Annotated in this window: 14 protein-coding genes, 2 tRNA genes, 1 other RNA gene and 1 pseudogene; 4 read left to right on the top strand and 14 right to left on the bottom strand. The window is 70.1% G+C overall.

Features of this window, described 5'->3' with window-relative positions; genetic code table 11:
* Positions 1-1,214 (bottom strand): DNA polymerase III subunit gamma and tau (locus tag DI269_RS18770; RefSeq protein ID WP_115509860.1); only part of this gene is annotated, 1,214 nt, incomplete at its 3' end.
* Positions 1,215-1,442: 228 nt separating this feature from the next.
* Between DI269_RS18770 and DI269_RS18765 the strand changes: the two genes are divergently transcribed.
* Positions 1,443-2,936: an RICIN domain-containing protein gene (locus tag DI269_RS18765; protein ID WP_112138645.1), complete on the top strand. Its 1,494-nt coding sequence runs from the start codon at positions 1,443-1,445 to the stop codon at positions 2,934-2,936.
* Between the two features lie 55 nt (positions 2,937-2,991).
* Here DI269_RS18765 and DI269_RS18760 read toward each other — a convergent pair whose 3' ends face one another.
* The 7 genes from DI269_RS18760 to DI269_RS18730 all read right to left on the bottom strand — a co-directional run bounded on the left by DI269_RS18760 (position 2,992) and on the right by DI269_RS18730 (position 8,907).
* Positions 2,992-3,600, bottom strand: coding sequence for a DivIVA domain-containing protein (locus DI269_RS18760; RefSeq protein ID WP_112138643.1), 609 nt, complete (start codon positions 3,598-3,600; stop codon positions 2,992-2,994).
* 16 nt (positions 3,601-3,616) lie between these two features.
* Positions 3,617-4,723 (bottom strand): globin domain-containing protein, encoded by a 1,107-nt coding sequence (locus DI269_RS18755; RefSeq protein WP_112138641.1) that lies wholly within the window; start codon positions 4,721-4,723, stop codon positions 3,617-3,619.
* A gap of 4 nt (positions 4,724-4,727) precedes the next feature.
* Entirely contained in the window at positions 4,728-5,111 is a 384-nt protein-coding gene (locus DI269_RS18750) for a group I truncated hemoglobin (protein WP_112138638.1), read from the bottom strand.
* 198 nt (positions 5,112-5,309) lie between these two features.
* The gene (locus DI269_RS18745) at positions 5,310-6,554 is read right to left on the bottom strand and encodes an ABC transporter permease (protein ID WP_112138636.1); all 1,245 of its coding nucleotides are present in this window, start codon (positions 6,552-6,554) and stop codon (positions 5,310-5,312) included.
* On the bottom strand, positions 6,555-7,259 hold the full coding sequence (locus DI269_RS18740) for an ABC transporter ATP-binding protein (protein WP_112138634.1): 705 nt from the start codon (positions 7,257-7,259) through the stop codon (positions 6,555-6,557).
* Positions 7,256-8,341 carry a peptidoglycan-binding protein gene (locus DI269_RS18735; RefSeq protein WP_112138632.1) on the bottom strand — a complete coding sequence of 362 codons (1,086 nt, stop codon included), beginning with the start codon at positions 8,339-8,341 and terminating at the stop codon, positions 7,256-7,258. The genes DI269_RS18740 and DI269_RS18735 overlap by 4 nt, the downstream gene beginning before the upstream one ends.
* On the bottom strand, positions 8,341-8,907 hold the full coding sequence (locus tag DI269_RS18730; protein ID WP_112138630.1) for a hypothetical protein: 567 nt from the start codon (positions 8,905-8,907) through the stop codon (positions 8,341-8,343). The genes DI269_RS18735 and DI269_RS18730 overlap by 1 nt, the downstream gene beginning before the upstream one ends.
* A gap of 141 nt (positions 8,908-9,048) precedes the next feature.
* On the opposite strand from DI269_RS18730, the gene DI269_RS18725 reads away from it, so the two are divergent.
* Entirely contained in the window at positions 9,049-9,705 is a 657-nt protein-coding gene (locus tag DI269_RS18725; RefSeq protein WP_112138628.1) for a response regulator transcription factor, read from the top strand.
* Positions 9,702-10,859 carry a sensor histidine kinase gene (locus DI269_RS18720; RefSeq protein ID WP_112138626.1) on the top strand — a complete coding sequence of 386 codons (1,158 nt, stop codon included), beginning with the start codon at positions 9,702-9,704 and terminating at the stop codon, positions 10,857-10,859. Before DI269_RS18725 ends, DI269_RS18720 begins: the two co-directional genes overlap by 4 nt.
* Before the next feature lie 46 nt (positions 10,860-10,905).
* On the opposite strand, the gene DI269_RS18715 is transcribed toward DI269_RS18720, so the two are convergent.
* The 3 genes from DI269_RS18715 to DI269_RS18705 form a co-directional block, all read right to left on the bottom strand.
* Positions 10,906-10,981: transfer RNA gene (locus tag DI269_RS18715), tRNA-Thr, on the bottom strand.
* Positions 10,979-11,072, bottom strand: an RNA gene (gene ffs / locus DI269_RS18710) — signal recognition particle sRNA small type. The genes DI269_RS18715 and ffs overlap by 3 nt, the downstream gene beginning before the upstream one ends.
* 238 nt (positions 11,073-11,310) lie before the next feature.
* Positions 11,311-12,465: an RNA-guided endonuclease InsQ/TnpB family protein gene (locus DI269_RS18705; RefSeq protein ID WP_112138624.1), complete on the bottom strand. Its 1,155-nt coding sequence runs from the start codon at positions 12,463-12,465 to the stop codon at positions 11,311-11,313.
* Positions 12,466-12,581: 116 nt separating this feature from the next.
* On the opposite strand from DI269_RS18705, the gene DI269_RS18700 reads away from it, so the two are divergent.
* A tRNA-Ser gene (locus DI269_RS18700) sits at positions 12,582-12,669 on the top strand.
* 270 nt (positions 12,670-12,939) lie between these two features.
* Here the strand turns inward: DI269_RS18700 and DI269_RS18695 are convergent.
* The 3 genes and pseudogenes from DI269_RS18695 to lysS form a co-directional block, all read right to left on the bottom strand.
* A pseudogene (locus DI269_RS18695) lies at positions 12,940-15,450 on the bottom strand (ATP-dependent Clp protease ATP-binding subunit); the annotation flags it as partial.
* A 283-nt stretch (positions 15,451-15,733) separates the two neighbouring features.
* On the bottom strand, positions 15,734-16,093 hold the full coding sequence (locus tag DI269_RS18690) for a histone-like nucleoid-structuring protein Lsr2 (RefSeq protein ID WP_112138620.1): 360 nt from the start codon (positions 16,091-16,093) through the stop codon (positions 15,734-15,736).
* A 266-nt stretch (positions 16,094-16,359) separates the two neighbouring features.
* Entirely contained in the window at positions 16,360-17,814 is a 1,455-nt protein-coding gene (lysS, locus tag DI269_RS18685; RefSeq protein WP_112138647.1) for a lysine--tRNA ligase, read from the bottom strand.
* Positions 17,815-18,133: the final 319 nt, after the last annotated feature.

Raw genomic sequence — 18,133 nt, 5'->3', positions numbered from 1 at the left:
GGGGCGGTCACTGCCGGGGCCGCGACCGGGCGGGCCGGGGCGGCGAGGGCGGCGGTCGCGCCGCGCTGCTCAAGGGTTTCGAGGCGCTGCATGAGTCCGGCCATGGACTCGTCGGAGCCGGGGAGGATCGCGCGGACGCAGGCGAGTTCGAGGAGCAGGCGCGGGGCGGTGGCGCCGCGCATCCCGGCGAGCCCGGCGGCGACGACCTCGGCCATGCGGGTGAGCGTGGAGGTGCCCATGCGGGTGGCCTGGCTGGTCATCTTGCCGAGCTGGTCGGCGGGGGCGTCGACGAGGCCGTTGGTCCCGGCGTCGGGGACCTGCGTGAGGACGATGAGGTCGCGGAGGCGTTCGAGGAGGTCCCCGGCGAAGCGGCGGGGGTCGTGGCCGCCTTCGACGACGCGCTCGACCACTTCCATGACGGCGGCGCCGTCGGCGGCCGCGAAGGCCTCGCACATCTCGTCGAGCAGGCCCGCGTCGGTGACGCCGAGGAGGCCCGCGGCGCGCTCGTAGGTGACGCCCTCGGGTCCGGCGCCGGCGATGAGCTGGTCGAGGACCGAGAGGGTGTCGCGGGCGGAGCCGCCCCCGGAGCGGACGACGAGCGGGAGGACGTCGTCGGCGACGACCGCGCCCTCCTCGTCGCAGAGCTTGCGGCACAGTTCGCGCATCGCGGGCGGCGGGATGAGCCGGAACGGGTAGTGGTGCGTGCGCGAGCGGATGGTCGGGAGGACCTTGTCGGGCTCGGTGGTCGCGAAGATGAAGAGGACGTAGTCCGGGGGCTCTTCGACGAGCTTGAGGAGCGCGTTGAAACCGGCGGCGGTGACCATGTGCGCTTCGTCGATGATGTAGATCTTGAAGCGGGAGTCGACGGGCGCGAAGACGGCGCGTTCGCGCAGCTCGCGGGCGTCGTCCACGCCGCCGTGGCTGGCGGCGTCGATCTCGATGACGTCGACCGAGCCGTGGCCGGCGGCCGAGAGGGCGACGCAGGAGCGGCACTCGCCGCAGGGCTCGGGGGTGGGGCCCTGGGCGCAGTTGAGGGACCGGGCGAGGATGCGGGCCGAGGAGGTCTTGCCGCAGCCGCGGGGGCCGGAGAACAGGTAGGCGTGGTTGAGGCGGCCGGCGCGGATGGCGTTGATCAGGGGTTCGGTGACGTGCTCCTGGCCGACCACTTCGGCGAACGTCTGCGGCCGGTATTTGCGGTAGAGCGCGAGTGCCACGTCGTCCTCCTGCTGAGTGTCCCGGGGCGCACCGGTCTTAGCGGCGCTGTCGCGGCGCGCCTCAAGCCAGGGTACGGCCTGGGTCCGACGTTCTGCGGCTGACCGGTGGTCTTGGTGCGGCGGGCACACGTCAGGTTCGCTCCTCCGGAGGGTGGCCCAGATTACGTGAAAGCGGTATCCTGTTGAAACCGCAATAGATTTAAACGTTTCAATGTAAGGAGTCCCCTGTTGCGTACCCCCGCTCCGACCCGCCGCGCGCGGCTCGCCCGGTGGCTGGCCGCCGCCGCGGTGGCCGCCTTCACCGCGGCCGGATTCACCGTCCTCGGCCCCGCTCCGGCCGCCGCCGTCGAGACGAACGCCTGGTACCGGATCGTCAACGACCACTCCGGGCTCGCCGTCAGCATCCAGAACGCGTCCACGACGACCGGCGCCCTGGCCGTCCTCGCCACGCCCTCCACCGCCACCAGCCAGCAGTTCCGCTTCGTCGACTCGGGAGGCGGCTACTACCGGATCCAGGCCCGGCACTCGAATCAGGTACTCGACGTCCTCGCCAAGTCGACCGCCAACGGCGCCGACGTCGGGCAGTGGACCGACAACAACGGCACCAACCAGCAGTGGCAGGTGAACACCCAGTCCGACGGCTCCGTCGAACTCGTGAACCGCAACTCCGGCAAGGCCCTCGACAACTGGGAGTCGGCCACCACCGCGGGCTCGCGGATCTCCCAGTACGACCGCAACAACCTCGAAGTGCAGCACTGGAAGCTCGTCCCGGTCGGCTCGACCGGCGCGGCCGGTGACGGCTCGACGCAGGACCCGAACCTCCAGTACTACGGCCGCTGGAACCAGACCGACCCCGCGTTCTACACGATGGGCTGGGCCGGCGGCTACGTCGAGGCGGCCTTCACCGGCTCCTCCATCGGCGTCAAGCTGCGCAACACGATCGACCTGTACTACTCGGTCGACGGCGGCGCCGAGACCTGGCTGCGGGCCGTCTCCGGGAACGTCACCATCCGGACCGGGCTCTCCTCGGGGACCCATACGATCCGGATCGGCTTCAGGGAGAAGGCCGGGTCCTACACCGGCGACCCGGCGTTCGGCGGGCTCATCCTCGCCTCCGGCGGGGCGACCGGCGCGATCAGCAGGCCGGCGAACTTCGTCGAGTTCATCGGCGACTCCATCACCGTGGGCCAGCCCAACGGGAACCGGCCGTTCACCTCGTACTCGTACCTGGTGGGCGACAACCTGAACGCGGGCCACACGCAGGTCGCCCAGGGCGGCGCGTGCCTGGTCAGCACCTCCGACGGCTGCTGGGGAATGATGGACTGGTTCCGCCGCACCTCCATGGCATCCACTTCGGACGACTGGAGCTTCTCGCGGTACCAGGCCACGGCCGTGGTGATCAACCTGGGCACCAACGACGTCGGGCACGGCGTCTCCACGACCACGTTCCAGGCGAACTACATCACGATGCTGGAGCGGGTCCGCCAGGCGTACCCGAACGCGCACATCTTCGCGATCGAGACGTTCCGGGGCCGCTACAGCCCCGAGACGCTCAACGCGGTGAACGCGCGCGTCGGCGCCGGCGACTCGAAGGTCCACTTCGTCGACACCACCGGGTGGCTCAACGAGGCCTCCGACCTCGTCGACAGCGTGCACCCCAGCGACTCCGGCCACGCCAAGATCGCGGGTTACCTGACCCCGATCATCGACCAGTACATCTAGCGAACGGCGGTGCCCGCTCCGGTCCGAGCGGGCACCGCCGGGTCTATGTGCACCGCTACATGGCGTCGCGCTGGAGCTTCGCGACCTCCTGCTCAAGGCCCTCACGCGTCAACCGCAGCTGCTCCTCCGCGACCTCAACGGCCTCAAGGAAACTGCGGGCCCGCACCAGCTGCCTGATGCGGTCCTCGGCCTCGTGGTCGCGGCGCCCGTCGTGGTCGCGGCGGTACTGCGCGACCGCCCGGTCCGCGTCCTCCCTGGCGCGCTCCTGGGTCTGGCGCATGAGCTCCGAGGCCTGGGACCGCGCCTGGGCGATGATCTGCCGCGAGTAGTGCTGCGCCTGGTTGACGTAGCTCTCGGCCTGCTGCTGCGCCTGCGAGACGAGGTTGACGGCCGTCGACGTCGGCGTCGTCGGGGTCGGGGACTGGAGCCGCTGCGAGTTCTGCTGCGACTGCCAGGACCGCAGCGCCTCCTTCAGCTTCTCCGCGTCCGTCCGCAGGGCGGCCTCGCGCTGGTCGCGGCTCGCCAGCTCGTCGGCAACGCGTTCGAGGAAGCGGTGCACCTCGTCGGGCTGGTAGCCGCGGCGCGTCAGGCTCGTCATGGAGAACCTGGCGTTGTTGACCTGGCCGACGGTGACCTTCGGGCCGGTGTACGAGTACCTGTACATGATGGAACGTCCTCTCTCACTCGCCCGTGGGCTCGAAGTGGATGGCCTCCGCCCGGATGCCCGAGCCGGCCAGGTGCTTCCGGCTCGACTCCACCATTCCCGGCGGCCCGCACACGTAGACGTCGGCGCCGTTGCAGCGCCCGTGCGCCACGGCCAGCTCCGCCGGGGAGCCGATGGCGATCCCCGAGCCGAACATGTCCTCGTCGACGCACGGCACCACTTCGAGCCAGTCGTACGCGGCGGCGAGGGCCTGGAGGTCGTCGAGGCAGTACAGCCCCGCCGGAGTCCTCGCGCCCCAGTACAGGCTGGTCGGCCTGGGCGCGATGGACAGCTGCTCGATCAGCGCCTTCATCGGGGCGACGCCGGTGCCGCCCGCGATCATGGCGACCGGGCCGCGGCCGTGCCGCAGCGTGAGCCCCGAGCCGAAGGCCGGGCCGACCCGGAGCGTGTCGCCAGGCCGCACGAGGGAGACCAGCGCACTGGAGACCTGGCCGCCGTCGACGGAGCGGACGTGGAGGTCGAAAGTCCCGTCGGCGCGCGGGGCGTTCGCCGGCGAGTAGTGGCGCCACACGCGCGGCCGCAGGTTCGTGCACAGCGAGACCGACTGGCCCGGAGCGTAGTCGAGCCGCGTCCCGGGGGCGAGGGTGAGCACGGCGGTCTCCAGGTCGCGGCGGTCGTGCGCGACGATCTCGGCGTCCCACCAGGCCGGCGTGTAGTGGGCGGCCGCGTCGGCGGCGTCGGCCATGGTCGCCGAGACGAGCCCGTACGCCGCGACCCAGTCGGCGGCGATCGCGGGCGTCCAGTGCTGGCCGCTGAAGTGCTCCAGCGTGGCGACGAGCGCCTCCCCGACGGCCGGGTAGTGGCCGCGCAGCGCCCCGAACTTGCGGTGGTCGCGGCCGAGCGCCTGGAGGACGGGGACGACCTCGTCGATGGTGTCGACGTTGCTGACCACCGCCCCGAGCGCGGTCACGAGCTTGTCCCGCTGCGCGGCCATGTTCATGGGGAACAGGTCGCGCGTCTCGGGGTGGGTGAGGAACAGCGTCGAGTAGAAGTACAGCGGGACCTGGTCGCCGTGGGCGGCGACCAGGCTCCAGTTCTTCTTCAACCGTTCGGCGTCGATCATGCGCCTAGTCGTCCGCCCCGATGACGTCCGGAGCGACGGAGGCGAGGACCTGCTCGACGGTCTCGATGATGTCGCGCGGGACGTCGAGCTCTTCGAGGACCGCGGTGAGGTGGGCGCCGACGGCCTTGTACTGGCCGACGGAGATGTCCATGGACTTGTGCGCCTCGGCGAGCTCGCGCCCGGCGTAGGACTTGGGGCCGCCGAGGACCTGGGAGATCAGGGCGACCTGGTGGCGCTTGAGCTGCGGCAGATCGGTTTCGGTGAAGAACCCGGCCAGCTCGTCGTCGGCGAGGAGGCGCTTGTAGAAGCGTTCCACGGTCTCCGTGACGGCGGGGGCGCCGCCGATGCGCTCGTAGGGGGACAGCGGCTGTGCTTCGTCTGCGGTCATGTCAGTCATCCTTAAGGGTGATAGGCGACGTGCGCCCAGAGCCTATCGACGATGACCCCCAAGATCCATAGTGTTCCTCAGGTTTTAACGTCTTCCCTTGTTACGATGGTAAATCGAATGCGCAGGGTCACGGTTCGCATTCATAGCGCGCCAATGTCGACCGGCGGCGCCCATCCAACCGGATGGGCGCCGCCGGACTCACTGCGCCGTCAGCGCCTCGGTCGGCGAGAGCCGCGAGGCGCGCACCGCCGGGTAGAGGCCCGCGATCGCGCCGATCACCAGGGTCGCCAGGACGCCGCCGACGCTCGCCCAGTACGGGACGACCGTCGGCCACTCCCGCACCGCCGCGAACACCGCGGTGACCGCCGTCCCCAGCAGCACGCCGCCGACGCCGCCGAGGGCGCTCAGGAGCAGCGACTCGGCGAGGAACTGGACCCGGATCTGCCCCTTCGTGGCGCCGAGGGACCGGCGCAGGCCGATCTCGCTGCGCCGCTCCAGGACCGAGATGACCATCGTGTTCGCCACCCCGACGCCGCCGACGAGCAGCGCCACGCCGCCCAGGCCCAGCAGCATCCCCGTGAACGCCGTGTCGACGGCGTTCTTGGCCGCCAGCGCGTCCGAGGGCCGCGACACCGCGACTTCGTCGGGCGCTTCGGGGTTCGCGGTCGTGGCGAGCACGCCCGCGACGTCCTCCACGTACTCCTCGTCGGCGCGGGCGTACACCGTGGTGGGGTGCCCGTCGAAGCCGAGGTAGGTCGCCGCGGCCTCCCAGCCGACCAGGACCGACAGGTCCAGTTCCGGTGCGAGGGCGACGGGTTCGAGGATGCCGACGACGGTGAACCACTGGCCGCCGAGGAGGACCTCGACGCCGTCGCCGGCGCTGGTGATGCCGAGCTGCTCGGCGGCGGCGGAGCCGAGGACGACCGCCGGGTACTGCGCGGTCGCCTCGTTGAGCCACGCGCCGTCGGCGAGTTCGGCGCCGACGGTGTCGTACAGGTCGAGTTCGGCGGCCTTGACGGTCATGCCGCCGCTGCGGCCCTCGGGGATGTGGTCGGACCGGTAGACGTTCGTGTCCGGCACGTTCCCGGAGGCCGCGACGGCGTAGACGGGGTCGATGCGGGCGACCATCGCGGTCGCCTCGTACGGCAGGACCCCTTCTTCGCCGGAGAGCATCGACGTGCCCGGTTCGACCCGCAGCAGGTTCGTGCCGAGGGCCGCGAGCTGCCGGTCGAGTTCGGCGCGGCTGGAGGAGGAGATGCCGACGACGGCGATCATCGCGGCGATGCCGATCGCGATGCCCAGCGCGGAGAGCCAGGCCCGCAGGGGCCGGGTGCGCAGTCCGGTGGCGCCGACGCGGAGGACGTCGCCGGGGAGCATGCGCGCGGCCCGCAGCGACTTCGGGTCGGTCGGCGGTGGCGCGGTTCCGGTTGTGGCCGTTGCCATTCAGACCACCTCGCCGTCGTGCATCTTGACCTGGCGGGGCAGGGACCGGGCGATGTCCTGGTCGTGGGTGATGACCACGACCGTGGTGCCGGCCTCGTGCAGTTCGTGCAGGAGCGCCATGACGCCGGCGCCGGACACCGAGTCGAGGTTGCCGGTGGGCTCGTCCGCGAGGAGCACCGCGGGTTCGCCGACGATGGCCCGCGCGACCGCGACCCGCTGCCGTTCGCCGCCGGACAGCTCGTTGGGGAGGTGGTCGAGGCGGTGGGCGAGGCCGACGCGTTCGAGGGCCTCGGCGGCGCGGGCGCGCCGGTCGGGTCCGCGGCGGCCGGAGTACAGGAGGCCGTCGGCGACGTTGTCGAGGACCTGCTGGCCCACCGCGAGGTGGAACTGCTGGAACACGAACCCGATCCTGGTGGCGCGCAGCGCGGAGAGCTGCTTGTCCTTCAGGGCGGCGACGTCGAAGCCGTCGATGCGGACGGTGCCCTCGCTGGGCCGGTCGAGCGTCCCGATGAGGTGCAGCATCGTGGACTTCCCCGAACCGGAGGGCCCCACGATCGCGCACATCTCCCCCGCCTCGATCCGCAGGGTGACGCCGCGGAGGGCGCGGACGCCGCCCGGGTAGGTCTTCGAGACGCCTTCGAGCTCGACCACGGGGTGCGGCGGCGCCTCGGTGACGTCCACCGCCGGTTCGGCGAGGACGCTCATGAGGGCACCACCACGGACCGGCCGGCTTCGAGGCCCTCGCCGCTGACTTCGACGTAGCCGTCGGCGAACAGGCCGGTGTCGACGGCGATGACCTCGGTGGTGTCGCCGTCGACGAGTTCGACGCCGTAGCCGCCTTCGGCGAGGCCGAGGAGGGCCTCGACGGGGACGGTGAGGACGTCGGCGGCGCTGTCGCCGGCGAAGCCGACGTCGACGGCGGCCTGGTCGAGCGCGTCGAAGACGGCCGCGTCGTCGGCGGCGACGGTGACTTCGAGGTAGGTGACGTCCTCGGTCTCGGCGCCGCTCTGATCCTCGGTCACGGCGGTCTCGGAGGCGGTGACGGTGCCGGTGGCCTCGGTGCCGTCGGGGAGGGTGATCTGGACGGGGTCGCCGACGACGACCAGCTCCTGGTCGTCGAGCTCGACCTCGACGGTGACGACCTTGTCGAGGCCGGTGTAGTTGAACACGGTGCCCTGCGCGGGGGCGCCGAGCTGCGGGTCGACGGTGTCGACGCGGATCGCGTCGGGCGCGAAGACGACCCGGCCGAGGTCGACGGCGCCGGTCTCTTCGAGTCCGAGGTCGTCCTGCCACTGCTCGACGGCGTCGGCGGTGGCGTCGGTGTACTCGTCGTCGACGGTGAACCCGTCGTAGCCGAGTTTGGCGAGGTTCTTCTCGAACTGCTTCACGTCGGCGCCTTCGGTGCCGACGTTGAGCGGCCGGTAGGCCGGGAGGGACCCGTACATGAGCACGACGGGCGTGTCGTCCACGGAGTAGAGGACGTCGCCGCGTTCGAGGACGTCGCCCGCGGCGGGGAGCCCGGTGAGGGTCCCGCCGAGCAGGCACGCCATGTCGAGCGTGTCGCCGTAGCCGAGGTCGCCGGAGACGGTGACGGTCTCGGTGAGGGTCTGGACGGTCACCTCGGCGGTCGCCGGGGTCTCGGTCGTCGCCTCGGCCTCGGCTTGGTCGAGGTAGTCGCGGAGGTCGAAGCCGAGCGCGGCCGCGACGGCCCCCGCGGCGGCCAGCGCGATCGCGGCGCCCGCGACGACCTTCCCGGTGCGGCCCTTGCCGCGTCGCCGGCCCGTCATCACTCGTCCCCGCTGTCGTTGCTCGGGCCGGGGCCGGGACCCTGGGGCTGGAGGTCTTCGCAGGCCTCCTGGGCGTCCTTCATCTCCTGGGAGTCCATCTCGACGCCGAGCTCGTCGCCGTTCATCATGATGCCGCCGTTGGGCTCGGGGTCGGGGAAGCCGGGGACGCCGTTCTCCCGCATGCATTCGGAGTAGTCCAGGAGCGCCTCGTAGACCTCGGGGTCGATGGTCTCGGTCCCGTCGGGGCCGGGCATGAGGTCCTCGCAGGCCTCCTCGGCGGCCTTGAAGTCCTCGGATTCGGGGTCGGTGCCTTCGGGGAGGCTGAGGCCGACGCCGCCGTCGCCGTTCTGCTCGGGGTCGGGGAAGTCGGCGATGCCGTTGTCGCGCATGCATTCGGAGTACGCGAGGGCTTCTTCGAAGCCGTCGAGGTCTTCGGCCTCCTCGGAGGCCGATTCGGTGGCGTCGCCGTCGACCGAGGCGACGCCGCCCGTGTCGGCGTCGTCGCCGCAGGCCGCGGCCGAGAGGGCGGTGAGGCCCAGGAGGAGTGCGATGAGGTATCGCCGCATGGTGCTGCCTTTCGGAAGTGGTTGGCGCGGCCGGGGGTCGGACGTCCCGGCCGCGCAGCCAGTACAGCGGCCGGGGCGTTGCGCGGCCGTAATCCGCAGCGGCAATGCCGCGGCAACACCGGGCGGGCGATGATGTGTGGCATGAGGATCCTGGTGGTCGAGGACGAGCCGCTGCTCGCCGACGCGGTCGCGGAGTGGCTGCGCGGCGACTCGCACGCGGTCGACGTCGCGCTCGACGGCGGCGCGGCCCTGGAGCGGTTCGCCGTCAACGACTACGACGTCGTGGTCCTGGACCGCGACCTCCCGGTCGTCCACGGCGACCAGGTGTGCCGCGAGATCACGGCCGCCGGCGGCGAGACCCGGGTCCTGATGCTCACGGCCGCTTCGGACGTGGACGACCGCGTCACGGGCCTGTCCCTGGGCGCGGACGACTACCTGCCGAAGCCGTTCGCGTTCCGCGAACTCGCCGCACGCGTCTCGGCCCTGGGCCGCAGGGCCCGCCGGGCCGCGCCGCCGGTCCTGGAGCGGGCGGGGATCAGCCTCGACGTGCACCTGCACCAGGTGTTCCGCGACGGCCGGTACGTGCCGTTGTCGCGCAAGGAGTTCGCGGTCCTCACCGAACTGCTGCGCGCCGACGGCGCGCCGGTCTCGGCCGAACAGCTGCTGGAGAAGGCGTGGGACGAGCACACCGACCCGTTCACGCAGGCGGTGCGGATGACGATCCTGAAGCTGCGCCGCAAACTCGGGGACCCGCAGGTGGTCCTCACCGAACCTGGAGTGGGGTACCGCATCCGATGACGCTGACACTGCGCAACCGGCTCACGCTCGTCTACGGGGGGCTGTTCCTCATCGGCGGGATCCTCCTGCTCGTGCTGACGTACAGCCTGGTGAAGAACACGACCCCGGGCACCGCGGGCATCATCATGTCCCGCCAGGAGGTGCCGTCACCGGGGCCCGGGCCCACCGACGACTTCGTCACCGAGCAGCAGAAGGCCCAGCTCATGCTCACCGAGAACGTCTGGGACGACGCCCTGGAGGCCATCAGCACCCGCGGCACCCTCGCCCTCGTCCTCGTCGCCGTCGGCACGATCGCCCTCGGCTGGCTCATCGCCGGCCGCATGCTGCGCCCCCTCCAGCGCGTCACCGACACCGCGGCCCGCATCGCCGAGGCCCCCGCCGCCGGCCAGGGCCTCCACGAGCGCATCAAGGTCCAAGGGCCCCAGGACGAACTCCGCGAACTCGCCGAGACCTTCAACCGCATGCTGGAGCGCCTCGACCACTCCTTCGACGGCCAGCGCTCCTTCATCTCCAACGCCTCCCACGAACTCCGCACCCCTCTGACCGTGACCCGCGCCCTCCTGGAAGTGGCCGTCAACCGCCAAGGCGCCTCCGCCGACGTCCGCCAGCTCGGCGACACCCTCCTGGAGGTCAATGCCCGCCACGAGCGCCTCATCGAGGGCCTGCTCCTCCTCATGCGCTCCGACCGCGAACTCGGCGAACGCTCCTACGTCGACCTCGCCGACATCGCCGAACACGTCGCCGCCCAGACCCCCGCCCCCAACGTCACGGTGACCACCACCTGCGAAGAGGCCCCCACCCGCGGCGAACCGGTCCTCCTGGAGCGCATGATCCAGAACCTGGTCGAGAACGCCATCCGCTACAACCTCACCGAGGACGGCTGGGTCAAGGTCAACACCCGCCTCGAAGACGACCACGCAATCGTCGAAGTGTCGAACTCAGGCCCGGTGGTCCCCGCCTTCGAAGTCCCCGGCCTCTTCGAACCCTTCCGCCGCCTCGGCACCGAACGCCTCGCGACAGCCTCCAAAGGCGCCGGCCTCGGCCTCTCGATCGTCCGAGCCGTGGCAGAAGCCCACGGAGGAGAAGCCACCGCAAAACCCCGCCCCGAGGGCGGCCTGATCATCACCGTGGCCTTCCCAGCCGCCACCACTTGATCCAGAAAACGCAGAAGACCCCGGCCTGCGCCGGGGTCTTTGGCTTTGGAGCCGCCTGTCGGAATCGAACCGACGACCTTGTTATTACGAGTAACACGCTCTGCCGACTGAGCTAAGGCGGCTGGGTCTCCCACACACCCGACAGAGCCCGCTTATCCTTGCTGCCTTCCGGCCCTGGGGAGGTTCACACGATGACGCCGCATGGGAGACGGGCGAAAGTCTACCGCACCTCACGGCGGACGCCGAACTCGGGAGAGTTCAGGATGCAGTCCAGGTCACGCGCGCCGGGCATCCGGCCGACGACCCATTCATTACGATTGGCGCCCTCCCCGCTCAATCGAAGCGGAGATCCCCGGCTCGGCCACCGCACGGGCGGCGGCGCTACGGGAGGGTTCCTGTTTCAACGCCCGCCGCCCGGTCTCCCGGGTCTGACGCAGGCTCCGCAGGCGTTTTACATGTCCGCACGCCCTGCGGCCACGAGGCGCCGACCTTCGCGCCTGATGTTGATCTCGGCGTTGGCGTCGCGGTCGTGCACCGCGCCGCACCCGCACTCCCACGCCCGGATGCCGAGCCCGGGAAGGCCCTGCGGCCCGGACAGCGCCCCGCATGCCGAGCACAGCCTGGTGGAGGGGAAGAACCGGTCGATGCGCACGAGCGTCCGCCCGGTCCGGGCGGCCTTGGATTCGAGCCGCGACAAGAACATCCCGAATGCGGCATCGTGCATCGATTTCGCCGACCTGCCCCGCACCAGGCCCTTGACATGCAGATCCTCGACATAGAGAGCTTGGTTCTCGCTCACCAGCGCCGCAACCTGCTTGTCGACCCAGTCCAGCCGGGTGTGCCTGATCTTCTCGTGCACCTTCGCCACCCGCAGCCGGGCCTTCGCGCGGTTGGCAGAGCCCTTCGACTTCCGCGAAAGCGCCCGCTGCGCCTTCCGCAGCCGCCGTTCCATCCGCCTGAAGAACCTCGGGTTCTCGATCACCCTGCCTCCGCGAAGGGCCGCGAAATCCTTCAGCCCCAGGTCGACTCCGGTCTCCGCATCGGGATCCGCGAGCGGCTCCAGCAGCTCGGCACCCTCGTCGACGGCGACGACGAAGGACACGAAGTACTTACCGGTCGGGGTCAGGAGCACCGTCACACTCGACGGGTCCGAGGGAAGCTCCCTCGACCATGCGACCCTGAGGTGCCCGATCTTCGCCAGATAGAGCCGGCCATCGCCGGGCAAGGCAAACCCGCGCCGGGTGAACCGCGCGGACTGCACCCCGGCACGGCGCTTGAACCTCGGCGGACCGACACGCGGACCGGCCCGCCTCCCCGCGATCGAGTCGAAGAAGCTCCGATAGGCCGCATGGCAGTCCCGCAGCGTCTGCTGCAACGGCACGGTCGACACCTCGGCCAGCCAGGACCGCTCGGCCCGGTGCTTCGCCTCCGTGATGAGCGCTTTGTCGAGCACCGCGGTCGACGGATACGGCAACCCCTCCGCGTGAGCGGCCTTGCGCGCGGCCACCGCGTCGTTCCAGACCGTCCGCACACACCCGAAGGTCCGCGCGAGCATGACCCGCTGCGGCGCCGTCGGGTAGACCCGGAACCGGTATCTCAGGTGCACGACTTGACAACGACCGACACCACCAACCCGAATCGGCTTCACGCCTGAGGTGCAACGCAGGTCACCTCTGAGAACCCGCTTGGAGGCGGTTCCGGGGATCCGGTAGGGTACTCGACGGAGGATTCGCATAGTGGCCTAGTGCGCACGCTTGGAAAGCGTGTTGAGTGAAAGCTCTCAGGGGTTCGAATCCCCTATCCTCCGCCACTGAAACACCGGAGCATCCGCTCCGGTTTTTTCTTGCCCTCGAACCGCCCGCTGTCGTACCCGGCGGGCATTGTTGAAGCCGGGGGCGCATCGATTCCGACACTCCCGACTGCGGGACGTGGAACGGGGCGGGACCGAAAGGTCCCGCCCCGTTCCACTGCCTAGCGCCTATGCGCCGCCCTCGCCGGCCATGCCGCCTCGCGGGCCCGCTCCGGGGCTCTTGGGGGGCATGGTGCCGGTTCCGGCGCCCGGGCTCTTCGGGGCGCGCTCGCCGGCCAGTTCGGCCGGGGGCGTGTCCGGGATGCGCGCGGGCTTGTCGGCGGCCCTGAACGTCAGGTTCGTCTTCTCGACGTCCTTCGGGTCGCCGTCGACGTCCACGATCACGATCTGGCCGGGCACGAACTCGTTGAAGAGGATCTTCTCCGAGAGCGTGTCCTCGATCTCGCGCTGGATCGTGCGGCGCAGCGGCCGCGCGCCCATCACCGGGTCGTAGCCCTTGTGGCCGAGGTACAGCTTCGCGTTGTCCGTCAGCTCCAGGGCCATGTCGCGGTTCGTGAGCTGGTCCTCGATGCGCTTGACCATCAGGTCGACGATCGAGACGATCGCCTCCTGCGTGTGCTTCGGGAACACGATCGTGTCGTCGATGCGGTTCAGGAACTCGGGGCGGAAGTGGTTCTTCAGCTCCTCGTTGACCTTCTCCTTCATCCGGTCGTAGTCGCCGCCCTCGGACGCGTCCGCCTGGAAGCCCAGCGACACGGCCTTGCCGACGTCCTTCGTCCCGAGGTTCGTGGTCAGGATCAGCACCGTGTTCTTGAAGTCGACGATGCGGCCCTGGCCGTCGGTCAGGCGACCGTCCTCCAGGATCTGGAGGAGCGTGTTGAACACGTCCGGGTGGGCCTTCTCGATCTCGTCGAACAGGACCACGGAGAACGGCTTGCGGCGGACCTTCTCGGTGAGCTGCCCGCCCTCGTCGTAGCCGACGTAGCCGGGAGGCGCACCGACCAGGCGCGACACCGTGTACCGGTCGTGGAACTCGGACATGTCCAGCTGGATCAGCGAGTCCTCGGAGCCGAACAGGAACTCCGCGAGCGCCTTCGCCAGCTCGGTCTTACCCACACCGGACGGGCCGGCGAAGATGAACGAGCCGGACGGGCGCTTGGGGTCCTTGAGCCCGGCGCGGGTGCGGCGGATGGCCTTGGAGACCGCCTTGACGGCGTCCTCCTGCCCGATGATCCGCTTGTGGAGCTCCTCCTCCATCTTGAGCAGGCGGGAGGTCTCCTCCTCGGTCAGCTTGTAGACCGGGATGCCCGTCCAGTTCGCGAGGACCTCGGAGATCATCTCCTCATCGACCTCGGTGACCTGGTCGAGGTCGCCGGCCTTCCACTCCTGCTCGCGCTTGGCGCGCTTCTCGTGCAGGCGCTTCTCGGTGTCGCGCAGGCGCGCGGCGGCCTCGAAGTCCTGCGCGTCGATCGCGGACTCCTTCTGGCGGCGGGTCTCGGCGATCTCGTCGTCGATCTCGCGGAGGTCCGGCGGTGCGGTCATCCGGCGGATGCGCATGCGCGCGCCCGCCTCGTCGATGAGGTCGATCGCCTTGTCCGGCAGGAACCGGTCGGAGATGTAGCGGTCGGCGAGCGTCGCGGCCTGCACCAGGGCGCCATCCGTGATGGAGACGCGGTGGTGGGCCTCGTAGCGGTCGCGCAGGCCCTTGAGGATCTCGATGGTGTGCGCCAGCGACGGCTCGGCCACCTGGATCGGCTGGAAGCGGCGCTCCAGGGCGGCGTCCTTCTCGAGGTACTTGCGGTACTCGTCGAGGGTGGTCGCGCCGATGGTCTGGAGCTCGCCGCGGGCGAGCATCGGCTTGAGGATGGAGGCCGCGTCGATCGCGCCCTCGGCGGCTCCCGCGCCGACGAGCGTGTGGATCTCGTCGATGAACAGGATGATGTCGCCGCGGGTCTTGATCTCCTTGAGGACCTTCTTGAGGCGCTCCTCGAAGTCGCCGCGGTACCGCGACCCGGCGACGAGCGCGCCGAGGTCGAGCGTGTACAGCTGCTTGTCCTTGAGGGTCTCGGGGACCTCGCCCTTGGTGATCGCCTGCGCGAGGCCCTCGACGGCGGCGGTCTTGCCGACGCCGGGCTCGCCGATGAGCACCGGGTTGTTCTTGGTGCGGCGGGAGAGGACCTGCATGACGCGCTCGATCTCGCGCTGGCGCCCGATGACCGGGTCCAGCTTGCCGTCGCGCGCGGCCTGGGTCAGGTTGCGGCCGAACTGGTCCAGCACGAGCGAACCCGACTGCTGCGACTCCTGGGAGGTGCCGCCGGCGGTCGCGCCCGCGGGTTCCTTGCCCTGGTAGCCGGACAGCAGCTGGAGGACCTGCTGGCGGACCCGGTTGAGGTCGGCGCCGAGCTTGATCAGGACCTGGGCGGCGACGCCCTCGCCCTCGCGGATCAGGCCGAGCAGGATGTGCTCCGTGCCGATGTAGTTGTGGCCCAGCTGGAGTGCTTCGCGCAGGCTCAGCTCCAGGACCTTCTTCGCCCGGGGGGTGAAGGGGATGTGCCCGGATGGGGCCTGCTGGCCCTGGCCGATGATCTCCTCGACCTGCTGGCGCACGCCTTCCAGGGAGATCCCCAGACTCTCCAGGGCTTTCGCCGCCACGCCCTCGCCCTCGTGGATGAGGCCGAGCAGGATGTGCTCCGTGCCGATGTAGTTGTGGTTGAGCATCCTGGCCTCTTCTTGAGCCAGGACGACCACGCGTCGGGCACGGTCCGTAAACCGTTCAAACATGCGCTTCTGCTCCTCGCGTCCGCCGCTACTTCGTCGTCGTTACTGGTCGTGGCTTGCAAAACCCTGTGGGTACACCTTATCCCCCGGGTCTGCCGACGGCGGGTGCCACGTGGGTGACAACAAGCGTGCACCCTTGACCATTCCTGGTGATAACAGGTTCGCTCTGAGCGCAATACCCGGCACGCCGCGTCCCAATCAATGGCGAGGCCGCACCGCCGCGCGCGGACAGAGAAAACGCCCGCTCCCCCGTTCGGGGAAGCGGGCGGAGCGATCGGGCGCCGGACTAGTTGTGCGCGGCGTTGTATTCCTCGACGATGGCCTGCGGAATGCGGCCGCGGGGCGACACGTTCTTGCCGGAGCGGGAGGCCCACTCGCGGATGGCCTTGTTCTGCTCGCGGTCCACGGACTGGCGGCGCGGGGCCGCGACGGCGCCGCGGACGGGGCCGCGGGGGGCGCCGAGCGAGTACCGGCCCAAGCGGGTGCCCGCCTCCTGGAATTTCTCCAGCGCGTCGCGCAGTTCTTTGGCGTGCGACGCCGACAGGTCAATCTCGTAGGCCTGCCCGTCGATGGCGAATTTGACCGTCTCCTCAGCGGTGCTGCCGTCGATATCGTCGATCAGGATGACCTGTGTCTTCTTCGCCATGGCAAATTCCCCTCGGACCCGGCCCAACAGTGCCTATTGCTCTTGTTAGTGCCAGAGCATATACGAGTCCCTAAGAGAAAGGAAAGAGGGTGGACCGAAAGATTTGTGAATGGATCGCTACCGTCCAGCTCGCGGGGTGGCAAACGGCGCGGCAAACGGACCTGAGGAATGGTTCGGGCCGTCCGGCGAAAAAGGACCGCATCGGGTTTTCCCGTTCTCGGGCCGACTAGCGGCCGAGCGGGTCCCGATGCGGTCCCTTTGCTTTGCTATTCGGGTTTCACCAGCGGGAAGAGGATGGTCTCGCGGATGCCGAGTCCGGTGAGCGCCATAAGAAGGCGGTCGATTCCCATGCCCATCCCGCACAGCGGCGGCATGCCGTACTCCATCGCCCGCAGGAAGTCCTCGTCGACGCCCATGGCCTCGTCGTCGCCCTTGGCGGCCTGCCTGGCCTGGGCCTCCATGCGCTCGCGCTGGATCACGGGGTCGATCAGCTCCGAATACCCGGTGCCGAGCTCGAAGCCGCGGACGTACAGGTCCCATTTCTCGGTGAGACCGGGAGTGGTGCGGTGGCCGCGCACGAGCGGGGAGGTCTCCTCCGGGTAGTCGTACACGAAGGTCGGCGCGTGGAGGGAGTCGACCACCAGGTGCTCGAACAATTCCTCCGCCAGTTTCCCGGGGCCCCACTTGGGGTCGACGCCGAGTTCGACTTTGTCGGCGTACGCGCGCAGCGTCTCGTAGGGGGTGTCGACGGTCACGGTTTCTCCGAGCGCTTCGGAAAGGGACCCGAAGAGGGTGATCTCCGCCCAATCCCCGCCGAGGTCGTAGCTCGACCCGTCGGCGAGTACGACGGTCTCGGACCCGAAGACCGAACGCGCCGCGCCTTGAATGAGCGACTTCGTGAGCGCCCCGATCGTGCGGTAGTCGCCGTACGAGCGATAGGCCTCCAGCATCGCGAACTCCGGCGAATGCGACGAGTCGGCGCCCTCGTTCCGGAAGTTGCGGTTGATCTCGAATACGCGGTCGATCCCTCCGACTACGCACCGTTTCAAATAGAGCTCCGGGGCGATCCTCAGGTACAGGTCGATGTCGTACGCGTTCATGTGCGTCACGAACGGCCGCGCGGTCGCCCCGCCCGGCTGGACCTGCATCATCGGGGTCTCGACCTCGACGAAGGACTCGGCGTCGAGCTGGTCGCGCAGGGACTTGACGACCTTCGCGCGGTTGCGGACGGTGTCGCGGGCCTCGGGACGCACGATGAGGTCGACGTAGCGCTGGCGGACCCGCGTCTCCTCGGCGAGCGCCTTGTGCGCCACCGGGAGCGGGCGCAGGGCCTTGCCGGTGATGAGGAAGGAGTCGGCCATGACCGACAGCTCGCCGCGCTTGGACGAGACGACCTCGCCGGTGACGCCGATGTGGTCGCCGATGTCGGCCAGGCGCTTCCAGTCGGCGAGGCCCTCCTCGCCGACCTTGCCCTGGGAGAGCATCACCTGGAACTCGGTGCCGTCGCCGTCCCGCAGCCGCGCGAAGGCGAGCTTGCCGGCGAGGCGCACGAAGATCACCCGTCCGGTGGTGGAGACGGTGACGCCGGAGGACTCGCCGTCCTCCAGGTGGGCGAACTGCTCGCGCAGCTCGGCGAGCGTGTGGGTGCGCGGGTAGCCGAGCGCGTACGGCTCCTTGCCCTCGGCGAGGAGGGCGGCGCGCTTCTCGCGGCGGACCTTCATCTGCTCGGGAAGGTCGTCGCCGGTCTCAGTGCTGTCTTGCTCGTGCTCGGTCACGTCTTACAGGGTAAACGCCGTCCCTTGCGGCGGTCGTGCGAGTTTCGCCCCACCGAGCGCGGGTCACAGGCCCGGCGCCCCCGGGGCCGGGTGTGTCGCGCGGTGGGCCCCCGGCACAAGGGTGCCGCGGGGGTCCGACATCAGGCGACCGCGGGCCGCTCCACGGCGAACGCCGGGTAGCCGACGACGCGGTCGGGGGTCCCGGCGGTGTCGGCCGAGGTGGCGCGCGCGAGTTCGCGCGGGCGCCGGCCGGTCGCGTCGGCCC

Source organism: Glycomyces dulcitolivorans, from assembly GCF_003265355.1.
Classification (GTDB): domain Bacteria; phylum Actinomycetota; class Actinomycetes; order Mycobacteriales; family Micromonosporaceae; genus Glycomyces; species Glycomyces dulcitolivorans.
The sequence above is the reverse complement of the archived record's forward strand: the minus strand, read 5'-3'. Positions and strand labels throughout refer to the sequence as shown.